Genomic DNA, 24,203 nt, shown 5'->3' on the forward strand with positions numbered 1-24,203 from the left:
TATTATTTTTGTGATATTCTTGTTTTAGAATATAAATGGCGAAAGACTAAAAAATTTTAAGGAAAGCGTAATTGAGGATGTTTCTGGTCACACAGTAACCCTGAATTTTTTTCTTCCAGAAAGGAATACAAATGGACATCAATTATCATTATCTCCTGGAACACATTTCCCACCAGCTGCATACCTTTGTCAAAACCTGGACAGGGAATGAACCCATGCCTTCCCAGTCACAAATTGAAACCATCTGTGTCCGCAGTGATCTTAAGGATCATTATCTTTCCACTTCGGATTTCCTTACCTTTCTTGCCGCGCAGCCAGAAGATGCATCCCTTCACTGCCCTTTGCTTTTTTCTGTAAAGGCAGGGGAAAAGGAACTTATGTATGGCTACGTCTCTGCGCAGGAGCATCATTTTCTCGTTGGTCCTCTGCTTCTTTCCAATGCCATGCAGCTGAACGTACAGCTTCCGCCTGCAAAAAACCTCCAGGCAATTTCAGATGAAGATATGGCAGCTTTGTTTACCTGTCATCTCTATTTTTTCTGCGACAATCTGCTGCTTCTTCACAACCTTTTTCGGGAAAAAACTTTGCTTCGGGATGAACTGATCTATCGAAATTGCACCACCCGGATGTCCAAGACTGAGATCATGACAGATTACTCAAACCTGGTTTTTCAGAGACAGGAAATGAATGAACCCCACAATCCTTATGACCAGGAACTCCGTGAAGGATCCAGCATTGAAAACGGGGATATTGAAATGCTGAAGAAAAGCATTAATGAGGATTACAAAGGAAAGCTTGGCACGTTAGCCAAAAACGAGCTGCGCAATGCGAAGAATCTTGGAATTGTCCTTATGACACTGGCCAGCCGCGCCGCCATCCGCGGAGGACTCCTCCCGGAAATCGCTTACTCCATGAGTGATGTGTATATTCAGAAAATAGAAGAGATGACAGATTCCGCAGTCATTTATTCTGTGATCCGCCAATATGAAATTGAATATGCCCAGGCTGTAGCTGACCTGAAATCGAAAGACTCCCAGCAAAAAAAGCGACAGAACATCTGGACTGAACAGGCCAAAGACTACATTTTCTGCCATTTACACGAAAAAATCCGCATCCAGGATATTGCGGAATCGCTCCACCTGAATGCGAATTATTTATCCGAATTATTTAAAACCCAGGAAAAAATCACCCTCACAGATTTTATCCTGAAGGAGAAAGTAAAACTGACCCAAAACCTTTTGACCTATTCCCCTTACTCTTATATTGAAATTGCCACTTACCTGGGATTCTCCTCCCAGAGTCACCTTGGCAAAGTCTTCCGGAAATACACAGGAATGACTTTGCGGCAGTACCGGGAAGCTTATGGCGTAAATAATAACAGGCGCTAGGTTACTTAATATTCGCTGTACTAGGTAACCAGGCGCCTGAATGATCCAATTTTTAATGGGTTAAATCCTTCACCCATTTATACTTGCGGAAATGATGAAGCACCCAGGGCAGTTTACCCACTTCGTCGATGCAGGTGCAGGCATATACCACAACTACCGGCCAGTGGAAAAGATAGGTTCCCATTGCTGCCAGGGGAATGGCAAGACACCACATACATACAGCAAGGCTGTACATATCGAACAGGGTATCACCGCCAGCACCAAAGATGCCGTTGATGGTAACGTCATTGATCGCCCTTCCGATCATATAAAAAGCAATGACACCAAACATGCCCTTCAGATATGTAGTCGCCTGCGGAGTCAGCTTCACAAAATGCAAAATGACCGGTGCCGCAATGCACATCAGTGCTGCTGCCACAATTCCACACACAACGGAAATCTTCAAAAGGCGGATTCCATATTCCTTTCCTCTCTCCAGATTTCCAGCTCCCAGCTCATTTCCAACCATAATTCCAGCTGCACCGGAAATTCCGGCACTTAAGCAGCACACCACATCACGCACCACGGCTGCCACAGAATTGGCTGCAGCCGCATCCACGCCAAGGTGTCCCATAAAGGAGGAATAAGAGGTAAATCCAATTCCCCAGAACAGGCAAGCGCCAAGAAGAGGCATGGCGCATTTGGTGAAATCCTTTGACAACTGTTTGTTTCTGTGAAACAGGAATTTCATCTGCGGATGAATGTAACCGTTTCTGTAAGATACCACCACAGAACAGGTCAGCTCAATGATCCTGGCAATGAGAGTTGCAAGTGCTGCACCTCTTACCCCCATTGAGGAAATTCCAAAAGCCCCATAAATGAATACTGCATTCAGCACAATGTTGATACATACTGTCGCTGAGCTGATTGCTGCAGTTGTTTTGGCATGCTCGCTGGTTTTCATAATAACCAGATAACACTGGGAAATTCCGGTAAGCAGGTAGGAAAATCCAGCAATTCTAAGATAACTTACACCGTAATCAATGAGCACACTCTCATTGGTAAAAATCAACATGAGATATCTGCCGCCAAAAACACATGCCCCAAAGAACACCACTGATACCAGTCCACAAAGTCTCAGAGCCATACAGAAGATCTCATCTAAAGTCTTAACATCCCCTTTTCCCCAGTACTGCGCACCCAGAATGCCAAGGCTGGCAGTTGCCGCAGACAGAAACATGTTCTGGATAAACTGGATCTGGGTTGCCAGGGAAACTGCAGACATATAATTCTGATCCATTCCCCCAAGCATAAACGCATCCGCTACCGCCACCAGCGCAAGCATCAGATTCTGCAACACGATGGGCAGCATCAGGCTCCAGAGCTTCTGATAGAATTTATTCTTATTCTGTTCGTCCATTCTATTTTTTATCCTTAATTTTCAATTTTATAATTTTTTCTTTTTGGCCCCGCATCCCCATTCACCGAGATAAAGTCCGAAAAATAACGGCATGGCATATGCAATAGGAAATGTATATCTTGGATGTCCGTGAGCTGCCGGACCAACAAAGGTGACCGCCAGAGTCAGAAGCAGCGGAAGCGACACTACCAGAAGCTTTCCATTTTTATCAAACAGACAATACAGACATATGGAAAGAAGCAGGAAGTCAAGAATTCCCTGATTTACATAAAGTCCAAACAGGGGAATGTCACAAAATCTCTTGTAATATTCCTTTGTAAGCTTTTTCAAAATTCCATTTCCGTTATTTTGCTTATAAACCTCCGAAAAATCTACTTTATCAATCTCCAGCAACGATTCCCTGGTACTGTCATAATACTTTATATTATCCTTCAGTGGACTGAACAGACAATAATTTTGATTTAAAGTAGCATTGATATACGTATCCGGATGCTTCATAAAAAGCTGGAACCAGGTCTGGAAAAAAGCTTTCAGCTCTTCAGAAGTGGCATCATCATTAAATCCCCACTTTATTCCATCCATATTATATGGACGATATTTCTCTGCATATTCTTCCGGTGTATAGGTCATAACTGCCTGAATGGAAGCAATTTCTTCGTCCGTAAGGTCATCCTTATTATTCAATACATATCTTCCGATCTGCTGCAGCGGAATTGCCAGCATCGCACGGGTGGAAATTTTCTTTGCATCGTATTTTTTATAAAGAGCTGCATCATTTATTTTTCCGACACACATTGGAAGAAATAAAAATGCCAGGAACATAAGCGCCGCCCGCATGCTTTGTTTCTTGTGAAGAATCATATAGAGCTCTCTTCCAGCCACAAAAAGCAAAACTATAGCTACCACATAAATTCCATTCTTTCTAAAAAACATTCCCAACACAGCAGCAATGGTACATGCAGGATGTTTCCAGGAACTAAAATAAACCTCCGGTTTAAAAAGGTACCACACAAGTTCAATGATAAAAAGAACAATAAACGCATCATAGAACACATCAATTACAAAGGCTGCAATATAGCCAGTAAAGCAAGGGGCGAAACCAATGATCACAAGCGTGGTATTCAAAAGCCAGGCGGGCATATGAAATTTCTTCATGGTATCCACCATATAAGTCATTGCCAGCAAAAGGATCACACACTGTATCAACAGCAGGAAAAATAAGCCCAGGCTCACACTTCCAAGCCAGTTTCCCAGATCTGCGAAACGCCCTAAAAGCTGCATATAGATGATCGGATGCTGTGTGGTATACTCTGTCACTCCATAATACTGAAGAAGACTGATCTCACTGTCCACAGTCACAATTCCCGGATAACGGGCAATGAAATGAGGAAGCCAGCAGACCGCTATAAAAACTGCAGTTTTCAAAAAGCTTTTTTCCCCCAGAAGAAAAGAAAAAAAACGCTCCACGTATGGGATTTCGAAGCTTCCATATTTTTCGTAAAGCTTCTTGGGGAAAAAATGCTGTTTCATAGATTTTCCCAGGATTCCAACAGCTCCTGTAAACAGGTAGAAAAACAGTACGCCTCCCAGAAAAACAATGGTGAATTTTATAAGTGCCCCATAGCTTTTCGTGATCACATTTACAAAATTAACTTCAGCCCCTCTTCGTGGTGCAGTAGAATAAAACATTCCCATAACCGATGCAAAGGAGCAAAAACAGCTGAGTAAAATTGCTATTATATGAAATCCTACAGGGTAACCCTGGGGAAATCTCCGGATGATCACATGGTAACTTACAAACAGCAATAAAAATATGCTGGTCCTTGCAAGGGATAGATTGCTTCTTGTAAATAGCATGATCGACCCGGAGCTGACGTTAAAGGTAAAGAAAAAACAGGTTAAAAGCGCATATCCCAAAACTGCAATGTTACTTTTCAGCAATTTCTTCAAAGACTTCCATCCTCCCTTTTTTCAAGCTGTGCCACCGTCTCTACCGACACGGTATTCGGGAACATGTCCACAGGGCAGACCTTCTTCAGCTCATAGCCTCTCTCGCAAAGATACTTCAGGTCTCTTGCAAGAGTTGCACTATCGCAGCTTACGTAGACAACACGGTCTGGCTGCATTTCGATAATGGTAGCAAGCAGCGTCTCATCACAGCCCTTCCGCGGCGGGTCTACCACGATCACATCGGCACGCTCGCCAGTGCGGGCATACTGCGCTGGAAGCACTTCTTCTGCTTTTCCCACGAAAAACTCCGTATTCTCAAATCCATTGAGCCGTGCGTTCTCCTTAGCATTCTCAATGGCAGCAGGGATGATCTCCACCCCCCGTACCATCTTCGCCTGCTGTGCCAGAAACAGGGAAATGGTTCCGATTCCACAATACAGATCCCACACCGTTTCATTGCCGGAAAGCTCTGCATATTCCAGTGCTTTTCCATAAAGGCGTCCGGTCTGGTAAGGATTGACCTGGAAAAAGGACAACGGCGAGATCTGATAGGAAATCTCCCCGATCTTATCTGTGATATAAGGCTGTCCCCAGAGAAGACGAACCTTTTCTCCAAGGATCACATTATTTCGCTTCTTATTCACATTTACCATCACGCTGGTGGTCTGGGGGATCTCCCGAAGGGATTTTACAAGTGCCTCTTCCCCGGGCAGCTTCTCCCCGTTGATGATCAGACAGACCATCATCTCATCTGTGAAAAAGCCATAACGGATCAGCACATGGCGCACCAGGCCCTTGCCTGTTGTCTCATCATAGGGCTGGATATGGAATTTCTCCATGTGGGCGATCACGCGGTCCAGCACCTCTTTATTCTGGGTTACGCCAAGGGCACAGTCACGGTTCTCAATAATGCTGTGGGTGCGTCCTGCATAAAAACCTGTGATGATCCTGCCATCTTTTGACCTACCAACTGGAAACTGGGCCTTATTCCGATAATGGAAGGGCTGCTCCATTCCCAGGATTTCTTCCATAGGAAGGTCTGTGAATCCGCCTATCCGTTCCAGATGCCCCCGTACCTTGGCTGTCTTAAATTCCAGCTGCTTCTCATAGGAAAGGGCCTGCAGCTGACAGCCGCCGCACTGTCTTGCGAACTGGCACTTTGGCTCTACACGGTCAGGGGATGGGGTAAGGATCTCCTCCAGTCTTCCGTAACCGTAATTTTTCTTCGCTTTCATGATCTTTGCGCGAACTGTGTCTCCGATCACTGCGTCTTTGACAAAAACGGTGAAGCCATCAGCCTTTCCGATACCTTCACCGTCAATTCCGCAATCTTCAATCTTTAACGTAACAATATCATTCTTACGATATTCCATAAAGATTACCATTCTCCTGTCTTTCTTAAGTTTGATTCAAACAATCTGTTGTATCCAAGCCATTCCTTCTTGCTCTTATCTGCTGCGAAGATCTCAGTGAGAGTCTCCATACGGGCATCTGTATTATCTGCAAGATTCAGGGCTACTGCCTCTACCATAGCCGGTTTCTTGGGAGAACCGTATTCCAGCTCGCCGTGGTGGGCCAGGATGCAGTGTACCAGCTGGTTCTCAAGCTCCAGAGGAAAATCCGGGATCTCTTTCGCCAGGTCGTGGATCATCTGGGCACCGATGATAATGTGTCCCAGAAGCTGTCCCTCGTCGGTGTAATCGTTCAGTGGAAATGAGGAAAGCTCTCTTGTCTTGCCCACGTCATGAAGAAGGGCTGCTGTGATCAGCATGTCACGCTTGATCACCGGGTAAGCGGATGCCATGTAATCGCAAAGCTTGGCAACGCTTAAGGTATGCTCCATCAGTCCGCCCATAAAGCCGTGGTGTACAGTCTTGGCTGCGGAATGCTCCTCGAAGGATTTCAGGAATTCCTGGTCTTCCACAAATAATTTCTTCAGAAGTGTATTCAGGTACGTATTCTTCACAGTACCGATCATGGCCACAAGCTGGGTGTACATGTCGTCTGTGCTGTTCTCGCTTACCGGAAGATAATCTGCCGGGTTATACTCTCCCTCTCCTGCCTTGCGCACGCGCTTGATATTCAGCTGCATGGCTCCTGCAAAGCTGGTCACGTCTCCCATGACCTCAATGTAATCCAGGGCATCAAAATCGTCGATTCCCAGAGAATTGGGATCCCAGATCTTGCCATCCATCACTCCGGTCTTGTCCTGGAGGATAATATTCTCATAAGGCTTGCCATTCTTGGTCACAGCTGGCTGCTTCTGCTTGCACAGATAAATACCGCTGATCCGGTCGCCCTCATGTAACTCGTTTAAAAAACGCATAATTTCCTTCCCTTTCTAAAAAAGACACGTCTGGTTTTTCCCAGACATTACAATCTTTAATATCATACCAAACATTTATGAACAATTTATGAATTTCTCCCCACTTTTTCCTTTTCAAGTCCCTGGAAATCATGTACAATAAGGAGTACAGTAAATATGATTTTCAGATTTGTTATTTACAGGAGAAATTATGAATCAAAAAGCTTTAAAATCACTTGAATACTACAAGATCATCGACCAGCTGACAGAGAAGGCCTCCTCCCAGATGGGAAAAGACCTGTGCAGACACCTTCTGCCATCTGAAGATGTTTATGAGATCCGCCATATGCAGACCCAGACCAGGGACGCCCTCACCCGCCTTTTCCAGAAAGGAAACATCTCCTTCGGAAGCGTCAAAGACGTGCGCGGCTCCCTGAAACGGCTGGAGATCGGAAGCTCCCTTGGGATCTCCGAGCTCCTTGCCATTGCCGGACTTCTGGAAAATACCAACCGGGTAAAAGCATACTCCCGCAATGAACGTGGAGATGCAAGGGAAGACTCCCTGGACGGTATGTTCGAGAGCCTGGAGCCACTGACTCCCCTCTCTTCCGAGATCCGCCGCTGCATCCTCTCCCAGGATGAGATCAGCGACGACGCCAGTGCCGGCCTGATGCACGTCCGCCGCAGCATGAAGGTTGCCAACGACCGCATCCACACCCAGCTGGCCTCCCTGGTAAACGGAAGTGCCCGCAATTACCTGCAGGATTCCGTTATCACCATGCGAAACGGCCGCTACTGTATCCCGGTAAAAGCCGAATACAAAGGACAGGTTCCCGGTATGATCCACGACCAGTCCTCCACTGGCTCTACTTTATTTATTGAGCCTCTGGCCATTGTCAAACTGAACAACGACATCCGTGAGCTGGAGCTTCAGGAACAGAAAGAGATCGAAGCCGTTCTCGCCACCTTAAGCGAACAGACCGCCCAGAATATAGATGCCATCCGCGCAGACCTGGACATTATGATCCAGCTGGACTTCATTTTTGCAAGAGCTGGACTTGCCCTAGATATGAACGCTACAGAGCCTATTTTCAATACAGAGAAACGCATTCACCTGAAACAGGCCCGCCATCCTCTGATCCCGAAGAAACAGGCTGTTCCCATTGACATCCGTCTTGGGGAAGATTTCGATCTGCTTGTAGTAACCGGACCAAACACCGGCGGTAAAACGGTTTCTCTGAAAACAGTAGGACTGCTCACCCTGATGGGACAGGCCGGACTTCACATTCCAGCCCTGGACCGTTCTGAGCTCTCTGTTTTCCATGAGGTCTATGCCGATATCGGGGATGAACAGAGCATTGAGCAGTCTCTCAGTACTTTTTCTTCCCATATGACAAACGTGGTGTCCTTCCTGAAAAAAGCCGACCAGGACTCTCTGGTGCTTTTCGACGAGCTTGGCGCTGGTACTGACCCTACAGAGGGTGCAGCCCTCGCCATCTCCATTTTGTCCTTCCTGCACGAACAGGGCATCCGCACCATGGCAACCACCCATTACAGCGAGCTGAAGGTTTACGCCCTCTCTACAGACGGGGTGGAAAATGCCTGCTGTGAATTTAATGTAGAAACCTTACGTCCTACTTACCGCCTCCTGATCGGTGTTCCTGGAAAGAGTAATGCTTTTGCCATCTCTTCCAAGCTTGGTCTTCCGGACTTTATCATTGAACGCGCCAGGGAGCAGATCAGCCAGAAGGACGAGTCCTTCGAGGATGTCCTTACCTCCCTGGAAAACAGCCGTGTGATCATCGAAAACGAACGTCAGGAAGTGGAGCGTTATAAGGCAGAGATTGCTTCCTTGAAGCAGGAACTGGAGTCCAAGCAGGAGAAGCTGGATGAGCGCAAAGAGCGGATCTTACGGGAAGCCAACGAAGAAGCCCGAAAGATCCTGGCAGACACCAAGGAATATGCGGACCAGACCATGAAAATGTTCCACAAATTCCAGAAGGATCATGTGGATACTGCAGCCATTGAAAAAGAGCGCCAGAATCTTCGAAACCGCATGAACAAGGCTGAAAAGGGCATGTCCATGAATACCACTGTGAAGAAGCCGAAGAAAGAGCTGAAGCCAAAGGATCTTTCCCTTGGCGATACCGTAAAAGTACTCAGCATGAATCTGAAGGGAACGGTCAGCAGTCATCCGGATTCCAAGGGCTTCCTGTTCGTACAGATGGGTATTATCCGTTCCAAGGTCCACATTTCCGACCTGGAGCTTGTAGACGAGCCGGTTATCAACACCCCCGGACTTTCCCGCACAGGCGCAGGCAAGATCCGTATGTCCAAGTCCACCAGCGTTTCCACAGAGATCAATCTCCTTGGAAAAACAGTGGATGAGGCGGTTGCCGAGCTGGACAAATATCTGGACGACGCTTATCTGGCCCACCTGAAGAGTGTGCGTATTGTACATGGTAAAGGTACCGGCGCACTGCGAAAGGGTGTGCATAACTATCTCCGTCGCCAGAAGCATGTGGCTGATTTCCGCCTGGCGGAATTTGGCGAGGGTGATGCAGGTGTTACAATTGTAGAGTTTAAGAAATAACGTAACTGTTCAGAACCGCCACAGTTACATGCTTCGCAATGCATAGAAAAGCAAAACTTCTTGTGACAAGCCACTAGAAGTTTTGCCTTCATGGATGTGCTTCTTCAGGCACATTTCAGGACTTTACTATAAATTTTAGAAGGAGAAACGAACTATGGTTGCTAAACAGAAAATCCTCATTGTCGATGATGACAACAATATTGCAGAGCTGATTTCTCTGTATCTTACCAAAGAATGTTTCGAAACAAAGATCGTAAACGACGGCGAACTGGCCTTAAAAGAATTTCAGACCTTCCATCCCAACCTGATCCTTCTGGATCTGATGCTTCCGGGAATTGACGGTTATCAGGTATGCCGCGAGATCCGCCACACCTCAGACGTCCCCATCATCATGCTCTCCGCCAAAGGCGAAACCTTCGACAAGGTGCTGGGATTAGAACTGGGCGCCGACGATTATATTATCAAGCCATTTGATTCCAAGGAACTGGTTGCCCGGGTCCGCGCTGTACTCCGCCGTTTCCAGCCCAAGCAGACCACTGTGGTAAGCGATGAGAAATGCGCCACTTACCCGGACCTTACAGTCAATCTTACCAATTATTCTGTTACCTATATGGGAAAACAGGTGGATATGCCGCCGAAGGAGCTGGAGCTTCTTTACTTCCTGGCATCTTCACCAAACCAGGTATTTACAAGAGAACAGCTTCTGGATCACATCTGGGGATATGAGTACATTGGCGATACCAGAACGGTAGATGTTCACATCAAACGTCTCCGTGAAAAGATCAAGGATCATCCAAGCTGGTCTATCTCCACAGTCTGGGGAATTGGCTATAAGTTTGAGGTAAAAAGCGAATGAGAAAAACCGTCCACAGTAAGCTGATCGCCAGCTACATTCTCATTGGCATTGCAAGCTTCCTCTTCGCCACAGCCGGAGGCTCCCATTTTGTGGAGACTTACCTGGAAGGCGAAGTGGGGGCAAGGCTCCATGACAGCGCTGTAAGATTTGCCTCTGATGAAATCACCCGGCAGCAGGTTGCAGATGGAGATACCGACGGACTGGAAAAGATCACAGATATTCTTGCTTCCGGAGAGGGAGCCGGGATTCTGATCCTGGATGAGGATTTTCATGTGCTGGTGCAATCCTCCGATCTGGAATACAGCCTCAGCCATGCAGCGTCTGCTCCCGATTTTTCCAACGGGACTTCCGATACAGATCATGTCTCTGATAAGGAGGCATCTACAGAACCAGCTTCTGTTTCCGATACCGTTTCCATCCCGGATTCTGACCTGGATTTCTGGCTTAATGCCCAGTACAAGATCAGTAATTTTTATGGATATTTTTCCAGCCCACATTTAAACGTGGTTGTTCCAGTGGAAAACAGGGGAACCACAGAGGGATATGTCACCTACCACTATGACATGCAGCAGCTTTATCAGAAGCGCAGCGGACTTCTTGGCATCCTCCAGATGGTTTTCCTGGCTGTGTACGCACTGTGCGGACTGCTTCTGCTCTGCTATCAGAAATGGGTCCATATTCCCATGCAGCAGATCATCAAGGGGGCTTCCGAGTATGCCAACGGAGACTTAAGCTACCGCATTCCAGTGAAATCAGAGGATGAAATGGGTTATCTTGCCAATACCTTAAACTACATGGCGGACAAGATCAATCAGAATGGAGAATACCAGCGAACCTTTATCGCCAACGTTTCCCATGATTTCCGTTCTCCCCTTACCTCCATCAAGGGCTATGTGGAAGCGATCCTGGATGGTACCATTCCACCAGAATTACAGGATAAATACTTAAATATCATTTCCCATGAGGCTGACCGTCTGGAAAAACTGACACGAAGCCTTCTGGTATTAAACGATCTGGATGAGCGGAAACGGATGATGAACATCCGCCGGTTTGATATCAATGATGTCATAAAAAATACTGCCAATACCTTCGAGGGAACCTGTTCGAAAAAGAATATTGATCTGGAACTGCTGCTCTATGGAAAAGAGCTTTTCGTGGAAGCCGACATGGAACAGATCCAGCAGGTACTGTACAATTTATTGGACAATGCGATCAAATTCAGTAATGACAATTCTTCCATCATTATGGAAACTTCTGTAAAGAATGATAAGGTTTTTGTTTCTGTGAAGGATCATGGAGTGGGAATTCCCAAAGAGAGTCTGTCCAAGGTATGGGACAGATTCTACAAAACCGACACCTCCCGTGGAAAAGACCGAAAGGGAACGGGACTTGGACTTTCTATTGTAAAAGAGATCATTAAAGCGCACAATCAGAATATTAATGTGATCAGTACGGAAGGGGTTGGAACGGAGTTTATTTTTACTTTGAAAAAAGTAAAATAAAAATTCATAACTTACAAAAGACCTACAACATATGCAGAATTTCTGCTATGCCGTAGGTCTTTTTCGTTACTGTTCACAGTTGATGTTCCGCGAGGTGTTTTTTGTAAGCAAAGCTCACAGAAAACCCGAGAATAGCGGCGCGAAATCATGCTTTGCATGATTTCTGTGCATCGCGAAGCGTGTTGCTGTGAACGGAGTGAACAGTAACTCTTTTTCTATACATCTTGAAATATATTGCCGTGAAGACTATAAAACCTCTCCCACTCTATTTCCAGTCATATTTCCGCAAATGCCCTTCCAGTTTCAAGTGCTCAAAGCCATGCTGGCGGAAGGCTTCGTAGAGAATGATCGCCACGGAATTGCTCAGATTCAAGGATCTGGTCTCGCCGGCCATTGGGATCCGCACGCAGGTTTCCTGGTTGTCCCGAAGAATTTCTTCCGGAATTCCGGCGCTTTCCTTTCCAAACATAATAAAGCAGTCATCCTCGTATTTTACATCTGCGTAGGTCTGAGGTGCTTTCGTCGTTGCATAATAGATCTTTGCTCCCGGATTTCTCTCCAGGAAGTCCTCGTAATCCAGATAGGTTGTCACATCCAGATCCTTCCAGTAATCCATCCCGGCACGCTTCAGGGCTTTCTCACTTAAAGAGAAACCAAGAGGCTCAATAAGATGGAGTCTGGTACCTGTGGCCACACAGGTACGTCCAATATTTCCTGTATTTGCCGGAATCTCCGGCTCATGAAGTACAATGTTTAATGTTCCCATTTATTTTCAGCTCCTGTACTCACAGTAATTTAAGCAGCATTCGTTTTTGTAAACAACACAGATAACAAATGCTGTCCTTCTAAAACTTTTTATTCTTTCACTTTGTATTTTAAGGCAAAACTTTATAAATTTCATCCTTCCCAGGACGTTCCAGATATCGGCCATTTCCATTATAGTAAAGCATTCTGTCATTTCCTGCATTGGTCTGACCGATCACAGCTGCCATCATTCCCAGTCTGCGAAGCTCCTGCACCAATGCCTCTCCTGCCGGAATTCCGATCAGGATGGCGCCCCTGGCATTCAGCTTATATGGATTGATGTCAAAAATCTCACAGATCTCAATAGTTTCCTGGCGGATAGGCACTTTCGTAAAGTCCATTTCCAGTCCTACCTGGGATGCTTCCGCCATCTTCCACAGTGCACTTAAAAAGCCGCCCTCTCCCATTGCATAGAGTGCTGTCGCGCCAGCTGCCTTCGCCGCTTTCCATGCAGCACAGTCTTCCACCTTACCAGTAATCGGGGCACTAAGTTTTCCACCTGCTGCCATCGTTTCCCCACAGCAGTCTTCCTTATTTCCAACAGGCGCACAGCTTTCCCCGTTTTCCTTCACTGTCCCATAAACGTCTCTCAGCTCACCCGCATTTCGGAGAAAGCTTTCAGAAAAATGTTCTCTTAAAATATCATGCTTCGCCTTTGCGATCTGTACCGTTCCTTCAAGGGCAACAGCTCCTGCCACCACAAGCTCATTTCCAGGCGTAAGAAGCCCGCAGATTTCTGCCTGCAAAGCCTCCATAGCCGCTTGTCCAAGTCTCATCTTCTCGTTTCCTTACAGAAGAAGAGAAATAACGGTAGGCACAACCATGGCCAGTACCAGGATTACTGCGATAATCGCTGTAACCAGTTTTCTTTTCTTTGGATCAAACATTCCCATAATATACTCCCTTTCTTACAGGCTGATTTCCTTCACCGCCGCATTGTGAAGCAGCGGATCCCTGTTTTCATAATCAAACAACAATATTCTGCCATCCCGGAACACTTCGATGTGCGCTGTCTTCGGCACTTTCTCCTGACGCCGGTATTCCCAGATTGCCTTCTCATAAGGCTTCTGGTCCATCTCAAAGGACGGATGGCTTTTCAGGTTTTCGCGGAGATACAGATCGTAGATCATGCTGTCTGCTGCTTTTTCCCAGGTTACAGAATTCATGCACGTGCTATCAGGCCCAGTTTTTCCTGCTGTCACTTCCTGATTTGCTGCCTGCTTTGCAGCTTCCTGCGCTTCCAGTTCTTCTCTTACAAACTCCAGCAGAATCTCATATCTGCGCATTCTGGAATGGGAAATCTCCGAATAACCTTTTTTCTCATAAAACTGTCCCAGCTTCTCATATAAGGTAAAAGCGTCCTCAAACAACGGCTCCACACAGGCAATGGTATTCTGGAACTGTCCACTATTATAGTACAGTTCTACCATACTTTCCACCATTTTCAAACGCAAAATGTCCTCATAGGGCAGCCACCTGGTTCCCAATACCTCATAGGGCTCCAATTCCTTGTGTACGATTCCGTACTCTTCTGTCATCTCTTTCATGTAGGATCCTTTCAGAACCTTCAAAAATCCAAGCTGAAGCTGCTGGGGACGCAGTGCATACACGTCATTAAAGGACTTATGGAAGCTGTCATAATCCTCATATGGAAGTCCAGCGATCAGGTCAAGGTGCTGATGAATGTTCTTAAAGCTGTGAATTTTATTTACAATTCCAGTCAGCTTTTCAAAATCCATGGTACGGTGGATTGCACGAATGGTGTCCGGATTTGTGGACTGTACACCGATCTCCAGCTGGATCAGTCCCGGACGCATGGTGCGCATCAGCTCCAGTTCGTTTTCCTTTAACAGGTCTGCGGATATTTCAAAATGGAAATTGGTGATTCCATTGTCATGGTCCTTTATGTACTGCCAGATGGTCATGGCGTGATCATGCTTGCAGTTGAAGGTTCTGTCCACAAACTTCACCTGGGGCACTTTGTGATCCAGAAAAAACTGCAGTTCTTTCTTAACCAGTTCCAGATCACGGAAACGCAGCTTCTTGTCCACGGAGGACAGACAGTAACTACAGGAAAAAGGGCAGCCACGGCTGCTTTCATAATAAATGATCCGGTTTTCAAAATCCTTCAGATCTTCGTATGCAAAAGGCACCTTGCTAAGATCCATGATCTGACGCCAGCCATTATTCTGAGTGGTACCGTCCGGTTTCCGGTACACAAGACCGGTTATCTCTTCCAGAGAAATATTTTTGTCCACATAATGCCTTGTCAGTTCCAGGAAAGTTTCCTCCCCTTCCCCAAGCATAACACCCTGAAATGCCGGATTCTTTTTCAGAAATTCTTCCGCATCATAAGACACCTCCGGACCGCCGGCCCAGAACGGAACTTCTGGCAGGATCTTCCGCAGATCCTGCATCAGTTCCCGCACAAAGGTAATGTTCCAGATATAGCAGGATACACACACCACATCGGGATGGCATCTGTAAATATCCTTCAGGATATCATCCTTCAGCTGATTGATGGTGTATTCCCTTAAAATCACATGGCTGTCATACTCCTTCGCATAGGCTTTCAGGTTAAAAACAGCCAGATTGGAGTGTATATATTTGGCATTGCACGCTGCAAGTAATATCTTCATCCGCTTATTCGTCCAGAAGCTTCTTTAATTCTTCTTTGTCGGTAAGTCCAACCAGACGGTGTGCTTCTGCTCCATTTTTGAAAATGATCAGGGTAGGAATGCTCATAACGCGGAACTGCTGTGCCAGCTCCATATTCTGGTCTACATCCAGTTTTCCTACTGCGTAGCCTTCCTCACCTAATTCCTCTACGATCGGTCCCTGGCGCATGCATGGTCCGCACCAGGTTGCCCAGAAATCAAGGAGAAATGGTTTCTCGGATTTTAATACTTCTTCTTCAAAATTCTGTGTTGTGATTACTTTTGCCATAATTGATTCATCCTTTCTATTTCATTTCCAGTTCTGAATTTATATTCATGTTCCCAATGTAACTGTTTCGTATCTTCACAGTTATACATTTCACGAAAAAACAGCCGTCAATTTGCATTTTTCTGCTCTTTCTTTCGCACATACTGGTTGGCGCTGATCCCAGCCTGGGCTCCGTCGTAAACGGCCTTCGCTACCTGCAAAAGTCCGCCTGTGCAGTCACCTGCTGCAAAGAGCCCGGGGATGGTGCTCTCCATCTTTTCGTTTACCTTGATATTGCCCTTCTCGGTGAGGGCCGCGCCCATCTGTCTGGCCATCTCTGCACTTCCTGCAGTTCCAAGTGCTACGAAAACGCCGTCTGCAGGAGCAAATTTCTCTGGCTCATAAACCAGCCGCAGTCCGGACACCTTCTCATCGCCCTCCACGGACTGGATTTTCATGGTATTCACAGCAAAAGGAGCTTCCTTGGAAAATTCCGGTTTCTTTCCATCTGTATAGATTGTAACAGAACCAGCCATAGGAGCCAGTTCTTCTGCTTCATGAAGAGCAAAGTCGCTGTTTCCAAGTACAGCCACGTCTTTTCCTCTGTAGAAAAATGCATCGCATACTGCGCAGTAGCTGACGCCTTTTCCCTCAAATTCCCTGATTCCAGGAATCGCAGGAGCTTTCCGCTTACTGCCGGTAGCAAGGATCACGCTGATGGTGTCAAAGTCACCAACTGTAGTTTTCACCTGAAAGGTATCGAATCCGCCAATTCCCAGAACCTGAGCCTCCAGGATCCTTACGCCAAGTGCCTTCGCCTGGGCAATCCCGGTCTCAAATAATTCTTTCCCGGAAACAGGGTGTTCCATACCATAATAATTTTCTATTTTCTCAGCTTTTTCCAAAGCTCCAATACCGTTGTTGATCACCAGCGGATCCATATTCGCCCTTGCTGCATACAAAGCCGCCGAAATCCCCGCCGGTCCAGCACCGATAATGATCACTTTTTCCATAGCTTCACCTGCCTTTCGTCAGATTGCCTGTAAGAAATTCCTGGCAATATCCCACCATGATCTTTCCTTCAGGCTACTGCCATTCTAACATTAGTATATATGAAAAGCAAGGCATGGTTTTTACAAGGAAAAGGATGTATGTTGTTCGCTGAGTTTTTTGAATTTACAGATTTTTGAAAATTTTTCTTGCGTGTGAATGTTTTCTGTGCTATTATATGCACTGTAAGTTTGAAGAACTTATAAATGCCCAGATAGCTCAGTTGGTAGAGCAGAGGACTGAAAATCCTCGTGTCGCTGGTTCGATTCCGGCTCTGGGCATTTTTTTGTATTTTTTTTACATACTCTTGTCCAGTTAGAAAAAGCCGCCCCCGGAGGGGCGGCCTCATTTATTCTGTGAGCATTTTATCTAATGTTTCGTTCAGCATCTCTCTTGATGTCACCTGTATCGCCTGGATTCCCACCTTCTTCGCGCCTTCCACATTATCGGCGCGGTCATCGAAAAACAGGCACTCTTCTGCTTTCAGGTTATATTTCTCCAGAAGGATCTCATAAATCTCCCGGTCTGGCTTCAAAGCATGCACCTGGTAGGAAACCACTCCGCCATCCAGCACATCCAGGAATTTCGCTCCCTTGGTATGCATATGGAACAGCTCCTCTGAGTAATTGGAAAGCAGGTAAATCTTATACCCTTTTTCCTTCAATGCTGCAACCTTGTCCCAGATTTCCGGGCGCTTTACAGCCATCTGCTCTCCGTTTCGAAGGAACCAGCCCATCACGTCCACATCCGCCGGATACTTCAGCTCATACTGGTGAATGGCTTCCTCAAGGCTCAGCCTTCCGCCGTCAAGTCCCTGTACCCAGATCTCATTGTCAAACATTTCCCCGCCGATCCGCTTCGCCTCAGCTTCCGAAAGACCATAATCCTTGGTCAGCATCTCAAACCAGCGATACTCCACCAGCACATCTCCAACATCAAAAATCAGATTCTGAATCATATGTATTTATCCTTTAAAATTAATCTTCATAACCATTCGGGTTATTGCTCTGCCATCTCCAGGAATCCTCGCACATCTCGCGGATGCCGTTCTCTGCAGTCCATCCAAGCTCCTTAGCAGCCTTGGAAGCATCGCAATAGCAGGTAGCAATATCTCCTGCACGGCGTGGTTTGATCACGTATGGGATCTTCACACCTGTAGCTGCTTCAAAGTTCTTCACAATATCAAGAACACTGTAGCCTTTACCTGTACCAAGGTTGTAGATTGCAAGACCAGGATTCTCCTCGATCTTCTTCAGAGCTTTTACATGACCTTTTGCAAGATCCACTACGTGGATATAATCTCTCACGCCGGTTCCATCCGGAGTGTCATAGTCATTGCCGAATACACCAAGCTCTTTCAGCTTGCCAACAGCAACCTGTGTGATGTATGGCATAAGGTTGTTCGGGATACCATTTGGATTCTCGCCGATGGTTCCGCTCTTGTGGGCACCGATCGGGTTGAAGTAACGAAGCAGCATTACGTTCCACTCTGGATCTGCTTTCTGAATGTCTGTAAGAACCTGCTCCAGCATGGATTTGGTCCAGCCGTATGGGTTGGTGCACTGTCCCTTCGGGCATTCTTCTGTGATCGGAATCTGTGCCGGATCGCCATATACAGTTGCAGAGGAAGAGAAGATGATATTCTTAACGCCATGTTTTCTCATTACATCTACAAGAGTCAGGGTTCCTGCAATATTATTCTCATAATATTCCCATGGCTTCACTACGGACTCACCAACAGCTTTCAGTCCGGCAAAATGAATACAGGAGTCAATGTCTTCTTTGTCAAAAATCTGGTCAAGGGCTTCTCTGTCCAGGATATCTGCCTTATAAAATTTAACCGGCTTACCTGTGATCTTGGAAACTCTGTCAAGAGCCTTCTCGCTGGAATTTGACAAATTATCCAGAACTACTACGTCATAACCGGAATTCTGAAGTTCTACAACAGTGTGGCTTCCGATGTATCCTGCACCGCCTGTTACTAAAATTGCCATGATATTTTCCTCCTCGTTTGCTGCAAAGTTCCAATATGTATCCTTTGCATTCGTTATTGGTACCCAGGCAGATATGTTTTATACCTGCCTGCTTTAGCATACCACTATTTATATTTTTGTACAATAGCTTTCATCTCAGATAATTTCTGTTCCATGTCCCACACCAGCTTAAACTGGGTTCTGGCACGGTCCAGATTGTGATTTTCACGGTGGATGCGGAAATAATGGTCTCCCTCCAGGTGGTCTGCCAGGAAACGCATTCCACACTCAAAAGTCATAAGGATGGCGCCCATTGGAAGCATCTCCACTTCCAGATCCGTAAGGGCACCGCCGCATCCCTCCAGAAAGCCCTTTACATACACATCAAATAGATGAAGATCGCAGGATACCTTGGAAATGTCCTGCTCATCCTCCGCAGCCGTACTTGCACCGAAACGGATGGAATCACCGAAATCATTCAGGGAAAGTCCCGGCATTACCGTATCCAGATCGATGACACAGATTCCCTTATGGGTGGCATTATCAATCATAATATTGTTCAGCTTGGTATCGTTGTGTGTTACACGAAGAGGCAGTTTGCCAGCCTCCTGAAGATCTACCAGAGTATGGGCCAGCTGCTCTCTTTCCAGCACAAACTGGATTTCTTTCTGAACATCTGCTGCCCGTCCGCAGGCATCCTCTTCCACAGCCTTCTTAAAATCAGCAAAACGTTTCACTGTATTGTGGAAATTTGGAATGGTCTCATGAAGAGTCTCTGCCGGATAGTCCGCAAGGAGACGCTGGAAATTACCGAAAGCCAGTGCACTCTGGTAAAAGTCCTCATCGCTCTCCACCTGGTCAAAACAGGTAGCATTTTCAATAAACAGATAAGCTCTCCAGTATTCTCCCTCTTTGTCTACAAAATAAGGAGCACCTGCGCGGTCATTTACAATATTTAGAGTTTCACGCTCCGGATCTCCGCCATTCTCCACAATTTTCTTTTTCAGCCAGGAAGTAACGCCACTGATATTTTCCATAAGGCCAACCGGATCCTGGAAAATCTGACGGTTCATTTTCTGGAGGATGTAACGCTTCTTTTCATTTCCTTTGGAAAAGACTGCCAGGTAAGTCTCATTAATATGACCGTTTCCAAATATGCCAACCTCTTCAAGCTCTCCGCCAAAATCAAAGCTGTCGATCACTTCCATCAGTTCCTGACGGCTTGCATCTTTTGTTTTCTCCACTTATCAATCCTCCCACAGATTCTGCGGATACATGCCTTCATCCTTCATCTTCTGGACTGCTGCTACTACAACCGGCTTATCCTCTTTATAAGTTACGCCGTACCATTTATCCATGGATTTCAGGACTTTAACAGTTGCTTTCTTCTCGCCAAGAAGCTCATCTACTACAAATGGGAGGAAATACTCGCATTTCAGCGGATTCTTCTCAATGTTCTCTTTCAGGAATGCCGGGAATCTGTCTTTCAGCTCTTTCAGAATACTTGCAGAAAATCCCCACATGTTCATGGATACGGTTGCGTCCATTGGAAGCTCATGCCAGGTAGCACCGTCATCCTCTGTGTAAGCAGCTCCCCCGTCTCTCTTCTCAATGTGGGTACGCTCATTGATATCTTTCAAGTATCCCTCTTCGTCTGTCACGCATACACCACGGGCTACATGACCGTTATCGGTAAGGGTGTTCTCCAGCTTATAGCCAACCATCATATACTGGTAAACACCGTCTTTGTCCTGGTTCTGTGTAAGGAAGTCATATGCCATCTGGAATGCGTGGCGTCCATAATAATCATCTGCATTGATGACTGCAAATGGTCCGTCGATCACATCCATACAGCTCATGATGGCATGACCGGTTCCCCAAGGTTTCACACGTCCCTCCGGAACCTCAAAACCTTCCGGCAGATTATGCAGATCCTGGAATACAAACACAACTTCAGCGTGCTTACTCATACGGTCTCCGATAGCTGCACGGAAATCTGCTACATTCTCTTTCTTTATAATAAATACGATTTTCTCAAATCCTGCCTGAATCGCATCATAGATGGAAAAATCAATGATAATATCTCCATCTTTATCAACAGGGTCAATCTGCTTCAGGCCGCCGTATCTGCTTCCCATACCTGCTGCCATAACTACTAATGCTGGCTTTTTCATTCCTCTTTTACCTCCCATTTTTATCCAGGAACTGGATATTTATGTAAATTACAATATTGCCTGTACCAAAGCATATGCAAACAAAACTGCATATAGTTTGATGGTAACAGACAAACTGCTTCTTGTCAATTTTTATAAGACCTATTGTTTCAGAAAAATAGATGAGTTTTCGAAACCTGCAATCAGTTTTCACCAAAAAAGGCAAAAAAAAGCAGAAATATTTATGGCGTTTCGCACAAATATAGGGTATACTGATATTGTCTCAAGATACAGGGGCAGGGTTTTTACATGACAGCATTCTGATAATGCCGTCATTTTTTTGCACCCTGTTAAAGTGATCATATTCACTTATTGACAGAGAAGGAGAGGTAAAATGAAAGTTATAAAAGTAAAGAATTACGAAGAGCTGAGCCGTACCGCAGCTACCATTATCGCCGGCGTTATCTTATCCAAGCCGGATTGTATTCTTGGTCTTGCTACCGGTTCTTCCCCAGTGGGTACCTACGATCAGCTGGCTGCTATGTATGAAGAGGGAATCCTTGATTTTTCCCATGTAAAATCCGTGAATCTGGACGAATATGTGGGACTGGACGGATCCAATGACCAGAGCTACCGTTACTTCATGAACAAGAATCTGTTCAGCAGAGTCAATATTGATATTAAGAATACTTATGTTCCAGACGGAACCAATCTGGACGCAGAGGCATGCTGTGAAGCATACAATACCCTGCTTAAGAACATTGGCACAGTAGATCTGCAGCTTCTTGGAATCGGACCAAACGGCCACATCGGATTCAATGAGCCGGATGATCATTTCGAGGCTGGCACACACTGCGTAGATCTTACAGAGGCTACCATCCAGGCGAATAAGAGATTTTTCGCAAGCGAAGAGGATGTACCGCGTAAGGCTTATTCCATGGGAACCGGCAATATTATGAGTGCAAAGACCGTTCTCCTTGTAGCCAACGGCAAGAACAAAGCCAAAGCTCTTGCAGCAGCTATCAAGGGACCGGTTACTCCACAGTGCCCGGCTTCCATTCTTCAGTTCCATCCGAATGCGATCATTGTGGCGGATGAGGATGCACTGAGCGAACTGTAATTAGCAGGATAAAACATGCTTTGCAGGTTTGGTTCGTTATTGCAGCAGTCGTCAATATCTTGTGCAGGCACAGGCCTTTGACTCGCTGTTCTCGTAAATCATTGTATGAAAATGGAGCTGCTTAAAAAAGCAGCTCCATTTTTGTCCCTTTACCCAGGTCGCTGTCCACATTGATCTGGGCGTGGTGCAGGGTTGCACCATGCTTTACAATGGACAGGCCAAGACCGGTTCCTCCGGTCTGCCGGGAATGACTTTTGTCCACCCGGTAGAATCGTTCAAATATTCTTTTTTGTTCGGATTTTGGAATTCCGATTCCGTCATCCTCCACCCGGTAGAAGGGCTTTCCCCCTCTTTTTCCCACATAAATGTGGATATGTCCGCCAGGATTAGTGTAACGGACTGCATTGTCCGCTATATTGTACAGCATTTCGTAAAGGACATGGCGTACGCCCTGAACCGTTACGGAAATGCCATGGTATTCCAGCGAAATATTCTTCTTTTTCGCATGATCCTGAAGATTATTTACCACATCTTCTGCCAGCTCGTCCAATTCCACACTCTCCATGGAAACCACTTCATCCTGCTGCTCATCCAGGCGTGACAGCTGGATAATATCCGCCACCAGATTTCCCAGACGGTTGGCTTCTTTATAAATTCGTCCAGAAAAATCTGCAATATTCTCCGGGCGCACCATTCCGTTCATCATCAGCTCCGCATAGCCGGAAATAGACATCAAAGGTGTCTTCAGCTCATGGGAAACGTTTGCGGAAAACTCTCTTCGGACAGCCTCTGTCTTTTTCAGTTCCTCAAGCTGGCTGGCGATCTGCTTGTTCTGCTGATCTACACGCATTAATAACGGACGCAGCTCTTCATAACACACATTGGAAAGCGGGTGCTCCAGATCCAGGTTGTTCACCGGCTCGATCAGACTCTGTGTCTGCTTTTGCACCAGCACGATTTCCACCAGAATGATCAATATCATCAAAAGACCCAGCCAGATAAAGCTGCTGAACAAGGTATGGAACACACTGTCTGTGGTTTTCGCCAGACGAAGGATTTTTCCATCCTCCAGCTTCACAGCATAATAGAACGTCTGGTGTGACAGGGTTTCTGAATAACGTACCACTTCGCCCTGGCCATTTTCCATAGCCTGGATAAATTCCGGACGGTCACTGTGATTGGGAAGCTTTGAAGCATCTGCTTCATTGTCATAGAGCACATTTCCCTCTGCATCAGTAAGCGTAATACGGGTATCTGTGGCTTTTCCCACATTTCCGTTTAAATACTCTTCTCCAGCTTCTTCCATTCCCACTTTTACATATTCTGCTTCATCCCGGACACCTTTTTTCATGGCGCTGTTAAACTTATCGTACATCACAAAGCTGGCTGCGATAAAGGTAAGGATAACTGTGAGAATGATCATCGTACTGGTATGACTTAGGATTTTCTTTTTCATCCCTGGCTGCCTCCCTTATCTGCCATTCGGTAGCCTACGCCCCGGACAGTTTCTACCAGTCTGCCAGTATCTCCCAGCTTCTGGCGGAGGGTCCGCACATGCACATCCACGGTTCTGGTCTCGCCGTCAAAATCATAGCCCCAGATATGACACAGGATCTGGTCACGAGTCATAACGATCCCTCTGTTTTCCATCAGATAAAGAAGGAGTTCGAATTCCTTTCTGGTAAGCTCCACCTGCTGGTCATTGCAGAATACCTGATGACGTCCTGGGAAAATACGAAGTTCCTCACAGCTAAGCTCTCTGTCATCTCCATGGCGGCTGCTTCGGCGAAGCACTGCTTTCACTCTTGCTATAAATTCCATCATGCCAAAAGGCTTGGTAATATAATCGTCTGCTCCGGATTCCAGGGCACGTACCTTGTCAAATTCCGCTTCCTTGGCCGTTACCATGATAATGGGGATATCTCTGGTTCCGGAAGATTTCTTCAATTTATCCAAAATGGAATAGCCGTCCTCCCCTGGAAGCATGATGTCCAGAAGGATCAGCTCCGGTTCTTCCTCTGCAAGAGCTTTCCACAGTTCCTGGGAGTCTACTAACCCTCTTGCATGAAATCCGGTTGTCTCCAACGTATATACTAAAAGATCACGAATGTTGTTATCATCTTCAACACAAAAAATCATTTTCCAGTTCTCTCCTCCCGCGTCTTACTAATCTCACTTCTCACAT

The 24,203-nt window shown here is 46.1% G+C and carries 20 protein-coding genes and 1 tRNA gene; 6 read left to right on the forward strand and 15 right to left on the reverse strand.

Going from position 1 to position 24,203, the window contains the following annotated elements:
* Positions 1 to 131: 131 nt before the first annotated feature.
* Positions 132 to 1,388, forward strand: coding sequence for a helix-turn-helix transcriptional regulator (locus tag ACTQ50_RS03325; RefSeq protein ID WP_441482954.1), 1,257 nt, complete (start codon positions 132 to 134; stop codon positions 1,386 to 1,388).
* 52 nt (positions 1,389 to 1,440) lie between these two features.
* On the opposite strand, the gene ACTQ50_RS03330 is transcribed toward ACTQ50_RS03325, so the two are convergent.
* The 4 genes from ACTQ50_RS03330 to ACTQ50_RS03345 form a co-directional block, all read right to left on the reverse strand.
* On the reverse strand, positions 1,441 to 2,787 hold the full coding sequence (locus tag ACTQ50_RS03330) for an MATE family efflux transporter (protein ID WP_441482955.1): 1,347 nt from the start codon (positions 2,785 to 2,787) through the stop codon (positions 1,441 to 1,443).
* 27 nt (positions 2,788 to 2,814) lie between these two features.
* Positions 2,815 to 4,482 (reverse strand): DUF6020 family protein, encoded by a 1,668-nt coding sequence (locus tag ACTQ50_RS03335; RefSeq protein WP_441482956.1) that lies wholly within the window; start codon positions 4,480 to 4,482, stop codon positions 2,815 to 2,817.
* Positions 4,483 to 4,733: 251 nt separating this feature from the next.
* Positions 4,734 to 6,110 carry a 23S rRNA (uracil(1939)-C(5))-methyltransferase RlmD gene (gene rlmD / locus ACTQ50_RS03340; protein WP_441482957.1) on the reverse strand — a complete coding sequence of 459 codons (1,377 nt, stop codon included), beginning with the start codon at positions 6,108 to 6,110 and terminating at the stop codon, positions 4,734 to 4,736.
* Between the two features lie 5 nt (positions 6,111 to 6,115).
* Positions 6,116 to 7,063: a 3'-5' exoribonuclease YhaM family protein gene (locus ACTQ50_RS03345; protein WP_441482958.1), complete on the reverse strand. Its 948-nt coding sequence runs from the start codon at positions 7,061 to 7,063 to the stop codon at positions 6,116 to 6,118.
* A gap of 190 nt (positions 7,064 to 7,253) precedes the next feature.
* Between ACTQ50_RS03345 and ACTQ50_RS03350 the strand changes: the two genes are divergently transcribed.
* From ACTQ50_RS03350 to ACTQ50_RS03360, 3 genes are all read left to right on the forward strand, one after another.
* Positions 7,254 to 9,635 (forward strand): endonuclease MutS2, encoded by a 2,382-nt coding sequence (locus ACTQ50_RS03350; protein WP_441482959.1) that lies wholly within the window; start codon positions 7,254 to 7,256, stop codon positions 9,633 to 9,635.
* 154 nt (positions 9,636 to 9,789) lie between these two features.
* Positions 9,790 to 10,491, forward strand: a complete 702-nt coding sequence (locus tag ACTQ50_RS03355) for a response regulator (RefSeq protein WP_441482960.1) — start codon at positions 9,790 to 9,792, stop codon at positions 10,489 to 10,491.
* Entirely contained in the window at positions 10,488 to 11,993 is a 1,506-nt protein-coding gene (locus tag ACTQ50_RS03360) for an ATP-binding protein (RefSeq protein WP_441482961.1), read from the forward strand. The genes ACTQ50_RS03355 and ACTQ50_RS03360 overlap by 4 nt, the downstream gene beginning before the upstream one ends.
* A 265-nt stretch (positions 11,994 to 12,258) precedes the next feature.
* Here the strand turns inward: ACTQ50_RS03360 and ACTQ50_RS03365 are convergent, their stop codons facing one another.
* The 5 genes from ACTQ50_RS03365 to ACTQ50_RS03385 all read right to left on the reverse strand — a co-directional run bounded on the left by ACTQ50_RS03365 (position 12,259) and on the right by ACTQ50_RS03385 (position 16,735).
* Complete coding sequence (locus ACTQ50_RS03365; protein ID WP_441482962.1) at positions 12,259 to 12,759, reverse strand: tRNA (cytidine(34)-2'-O)-methyltransferase; 501 nt, start codon at positions 12,757 to 12,759, stop codon at positions 12,259 to 12,261.
* Positions 12,760 to 12,868: 109 nt separating this feature from the next.
* Positions 12,869 to 13,573: an AIR synthase-related protein gene (locus tag ACTQ50_RS03370; RefSeq protein WP_441482963.1), complete on the reverse strand. Its 705-nt coding sequence runs from the start codon at positions 13,571 to 13,573 to the stop codon at positions 12,869 to 12,871.
* A 132-nt stretch (positions 13,574 to 13,705) separates the two neighbouring features.
* Positions 13,706 to 15,436, reverse strand: a complete 1,731-nt coding sequence (locus ACTQ50_RS03375; protein WP_441482964.1) for a B12-binding domain-containing radical SAM protein — start codon at positions 15,434 to 15,436, stop codon at positions 13,706 to 13,708.
* Positions 15,437 to 15,440: 4 nt separating this feature from the next.
* Positions 15,441 to 15,743 carry a thioredoxin gene (gene trxA, locus ACTQ50_RS03380; RefSeq protein ID WP_118582321.1) on the reverse strand — a complete coding sequence of 101 codons (303 nt, stop codon included), beginning with the start codon at positions 15,741 to 15,743 and terminating at the stop codon, positions 15,441 to 15,443.
* Between the two features lie 107 nt (positions 15,744 to 15,850).
* A complete protein-coding gene (locus ACTQ50_RS03385; RefSeq protein WP_441482965.1) occupies positions 15,851 to 16,735 on the reverse strand; it encodes an NAD(P)/FAD-dependent oxidoreductase in 885 nt (294 codons plus the stop codon).
* A gap of 245 nt (positions 16,736 to 16,980) precedes the next feature.
* Here ACTQ50_RS03385 and ACTQ50_RS03390 point away from each other — a divergent pair.
* A tRNA-Phe gene (locus ACTQ50_RS03390) sits at positions 16,981 to 17,053 on the forward strand.
* A gap of 68 nt (positions 17,054 to 17,121) precedes the next feature.
* Here ACTQ50_RS03390 and ACTQ50_RS03395 read toward each other — a convergent pair.
* The 4 genes from ACTQ50_RS03395 to ACTQ50_RS03410 form a co-directional block, all read right to left on the reverse strand.
* Complete coding sequence (locus tag ACTQ50_RS03395) at positions 17,122 to 17,730, reverse strand: HAD family hydrolase (RefSeq protein WP_441482966.1); 609 nt, start codon at positions 17,728 to 17,730, stop codon at positions 17,122 to 17,124.
* A gap of 19 nt (positions 17,731 to 17,749) precedes the next feature.
* The gene (galE, locus tag ACTQ50_RS03400) at positions 17,750 to 18,766 is read right to left on the reverse strand and encodes a UDP-glucose 4-epimerase GalE (RefSeq protein WP_441482967.1); all 1,017 of its coding nucleotides are present in this window, start codon (positions 18,764 to 18,766) and stop codon (positions 17,750 to 17,752) included.
* A 104-nt stretch (positions 18,767 to 18,870) separates the two neighbouring features.
* A complete protein-coding gene (locus tag ACTQ50_RS03405; protein ID WP_441483039.1) occupies positions 18,871 to 19,953 on the reverse strand; it encodes a phosphotransferase enzyme family protein in 1,083 nt (360 codons plus the stop codon).
* Positions 19,954 to 19,992: 39 nt separating this feature from the next.
* Positions 19,993 to 20,919, reverse strand: a complete 927-nt coding sequence (locus ACTQ50_RS03410; protein ID WP_441482968.1) for a nucleotidyltransferase family protein — start codon at positions 20,917 to 20,919, stop codon at positions 19,993 to 19,995.
* Between the two features lie 373 nt (positions 20,920 to 21,292).
* Between ACTQ50_RS03410 and nagB the strand changes: the two genes are divergently transcribed.
* On the forward strand, positions 21,293 to 22,018 hold the full coding sequence (nagB, locus tag ACTQ50_RS03415) for a glucosamine-6-phosphate deaminase (protein WP_441482969.1): 726 nt from the start codon (positions 21,293 to 21,295) through the stop codon (positions 22,016 to 22,018).
* Positions 22,019 to 22,139: 121 nt separating this feature from the next.
* On the opposite strand, the gene ACTQ50_RS03420 is transcribed toward nagB, so the two are convergent.
* Together ACTQ50_RS03420 and ACTQ50_RS03425 are read right to left on the reverse strand one after the other, a co-directional pair.
* Positions 22,140 to 23,474: an ATP-binding protein gene (locus ACTQ50_RS03420; protein ID WP_441482970.1), complete on the reverse strand. Its 1,335-nt coding sequence runs from the start codon at positions 23,472 to 23,474 to the stop codon at positions 22,140 to 22,142.
* Entirely contained in the window at positions 23,471 to 24,157 is a 687-nt protein-coding gene (locus tag ACTQ50_RS03425) for a response regulator transcription factor (RefSeq protein WP_441482971.1), read from the reverse strand. Before ACTQ50_RS03425 ends, ACTQ50_RS03420 begins: the two co-directional genes overlap by 4 nt.
* Positions 24,158 to 24,203: the final 46 nt, after the last annotated feature.

Origin of the sequence: Blautia sp. Sow4_E7 (assembly GCF_052116245.1) — a bacterium.
Taxonomy (GTDB): domain Bacteria; phylum Bacillota; class Clostridia; order Lachnospirales; family Lachnospiraceae; genus Blautia_A.

What these genes read in the sequence shown, in the direction of transcription:
- ACTQ50_RS03385 (WP_441482965.1), bottom strand. Translation starts at nt 16,735, where the DNA reads ATGGAAAAAGTGATCATTATCGGTGCTGGACCGGCGGGGATTTCGGCG.
- ACTQ50_RS03395 (WP_441482966.1), bottom strand. Translation starts at nt 17,730, where the DNA reads ATGATTCAGAATCTGATTTTTGATGTTGGAGATGTGCTGGTGGAGTAT.
- rlmD (WP_441482957.1), bottom strand. Translation starts at nt 6,110, where the DNA reads ATGGAATATCGTAAGAATGATATTGTTACGTTAAAGATTGAAGATTGC.
- nagB (WP_441482969.1), top strand. Translation starts at nt 21,293, where the DNA reads ATGAAAGTTATAAAAGTAAAGAATTACGAAGAGCTGAGCCGTACCGCA.
- ACTQ50_RS03370 (WP_441482963.1), bottom strand. Translation starts at nt 13,573, where the DNA reads ATGAGACTTGGACAAGCGGCTATGGAGGCTTTGCAGGCAGAAATCTGC.
- ACTQ50_RS03410 (WP_441482968.1), bottom strand. Translation starts at nt 20,919, where the DNA reads ATGAAAAAGCCAGCATTAGTAGTTATGGCAGCAGGTATGGGAAGCAGA.
- trxA (WP_118582321.1), bottom strand. Translation starts at nt 15,743, where the DNA reads ATGGCAAAAGTAATCACAACACAGAATTTTGAAGAAGAAGTATTAAAA.
- ACTQ50_RS03345 (WP_441482958.1), bottom strand. Translation starts at nt 7,063, where the DNA reads ATGCGTTTTTTAAACGAGTTACATGAGGGCGACCGGATCAGCGGTATT.
- ACTQ50_RS03375 (WP_441482964.1), bottom strand. Translation starts at nt 15,436, where the DNA reads ATGAAGATATTACTTGCAGCGTGCAATGCCAAATATATACACTCCAAT.
- ACTQ50_RS03350 (WP_441482959.1), top strand. Translation starts at nt 7,254, where the DNA reads ATGAATCAAAAAGCTTTAAAATCACTTGAATACTACAAGATCATCGAC.
- ACTQ50_RS03365 (WP_441482962.1), bottom strand. Translation starts at nt 12,759, where the DNA reads ATGGGAACATTAAACATTGTACTTCATGAGCCGGAGATTCCGGCAAAT.
- ACTQ50_RS03360 (WP_441482961.1), top strand. Translation starts at nt 10,488, where the DNA reads ATGAGAAAAACCGTCCACAGTAAGCTGATCGCCAGCTACATTCTCATT.
- ACTQ50_RS03425 (WP_441482971.1), bottom strand. Translation starts at nt 24,157, where the DNA reads ATGATTTTTTGTGTTGAAGATGATAACAACATTCGTGATCTTTTAGTA.
- ACTQ50_RS03325 (WP_441482954.1), top strand. Translation starts at nt 132, where the DNA reads ATGGACATCAATTATCATTATCTCCTGGAACACATTTCCCACCAGCTG.
- ACTQ50_RS03355 (WP_441482960.1), top strand. Translation starts at nt 9,790, where the DNA reads ATGGTTGCTAAACAGAAAATCCTCATTGTCGATGATGACAACAATATT.
- ACTQ50_RS03420 (WP_441482970.1), bottom strand. Translation starts at nt 23,474, where the DNA reads ATGAAAAAGAAAATCCTAAGTCATACCAGTACGATGATCATTCTCACA.
- ACTQ50_RS03330 (WP_441482955.1), bottom strand. Translation starts at nt 2,787, where the DNA reads ATGGACGAACAGAATAAGAATAAATTCTATCAGAAGCTCTGGAGCCTG.
- ACTQ50_RS03405 (WP_441483039.1), bottom strand. Translation starts at nt 19,953, where the DNA reads ATGGAAGTGATCGACAGCTTTGATTTTGGCGGAGAGCTTGAAGAGGTT.
- ACTQ50_RS03335 (WP_441482956.1), bottom strand. Translation starts at nt 4,482, where the DNA reads ATGGGAATGTTTTATTCTACTGCACCACGAAGAGGGGCTGAAGTTAAT.
- galE (WP_441482967.1), bottom strand. Translation starts at nt 18,766, where the DNA reads ATGGCAATTTTAGTAACAGGCGGTGCAGGATACATCGGAAGCCACACT.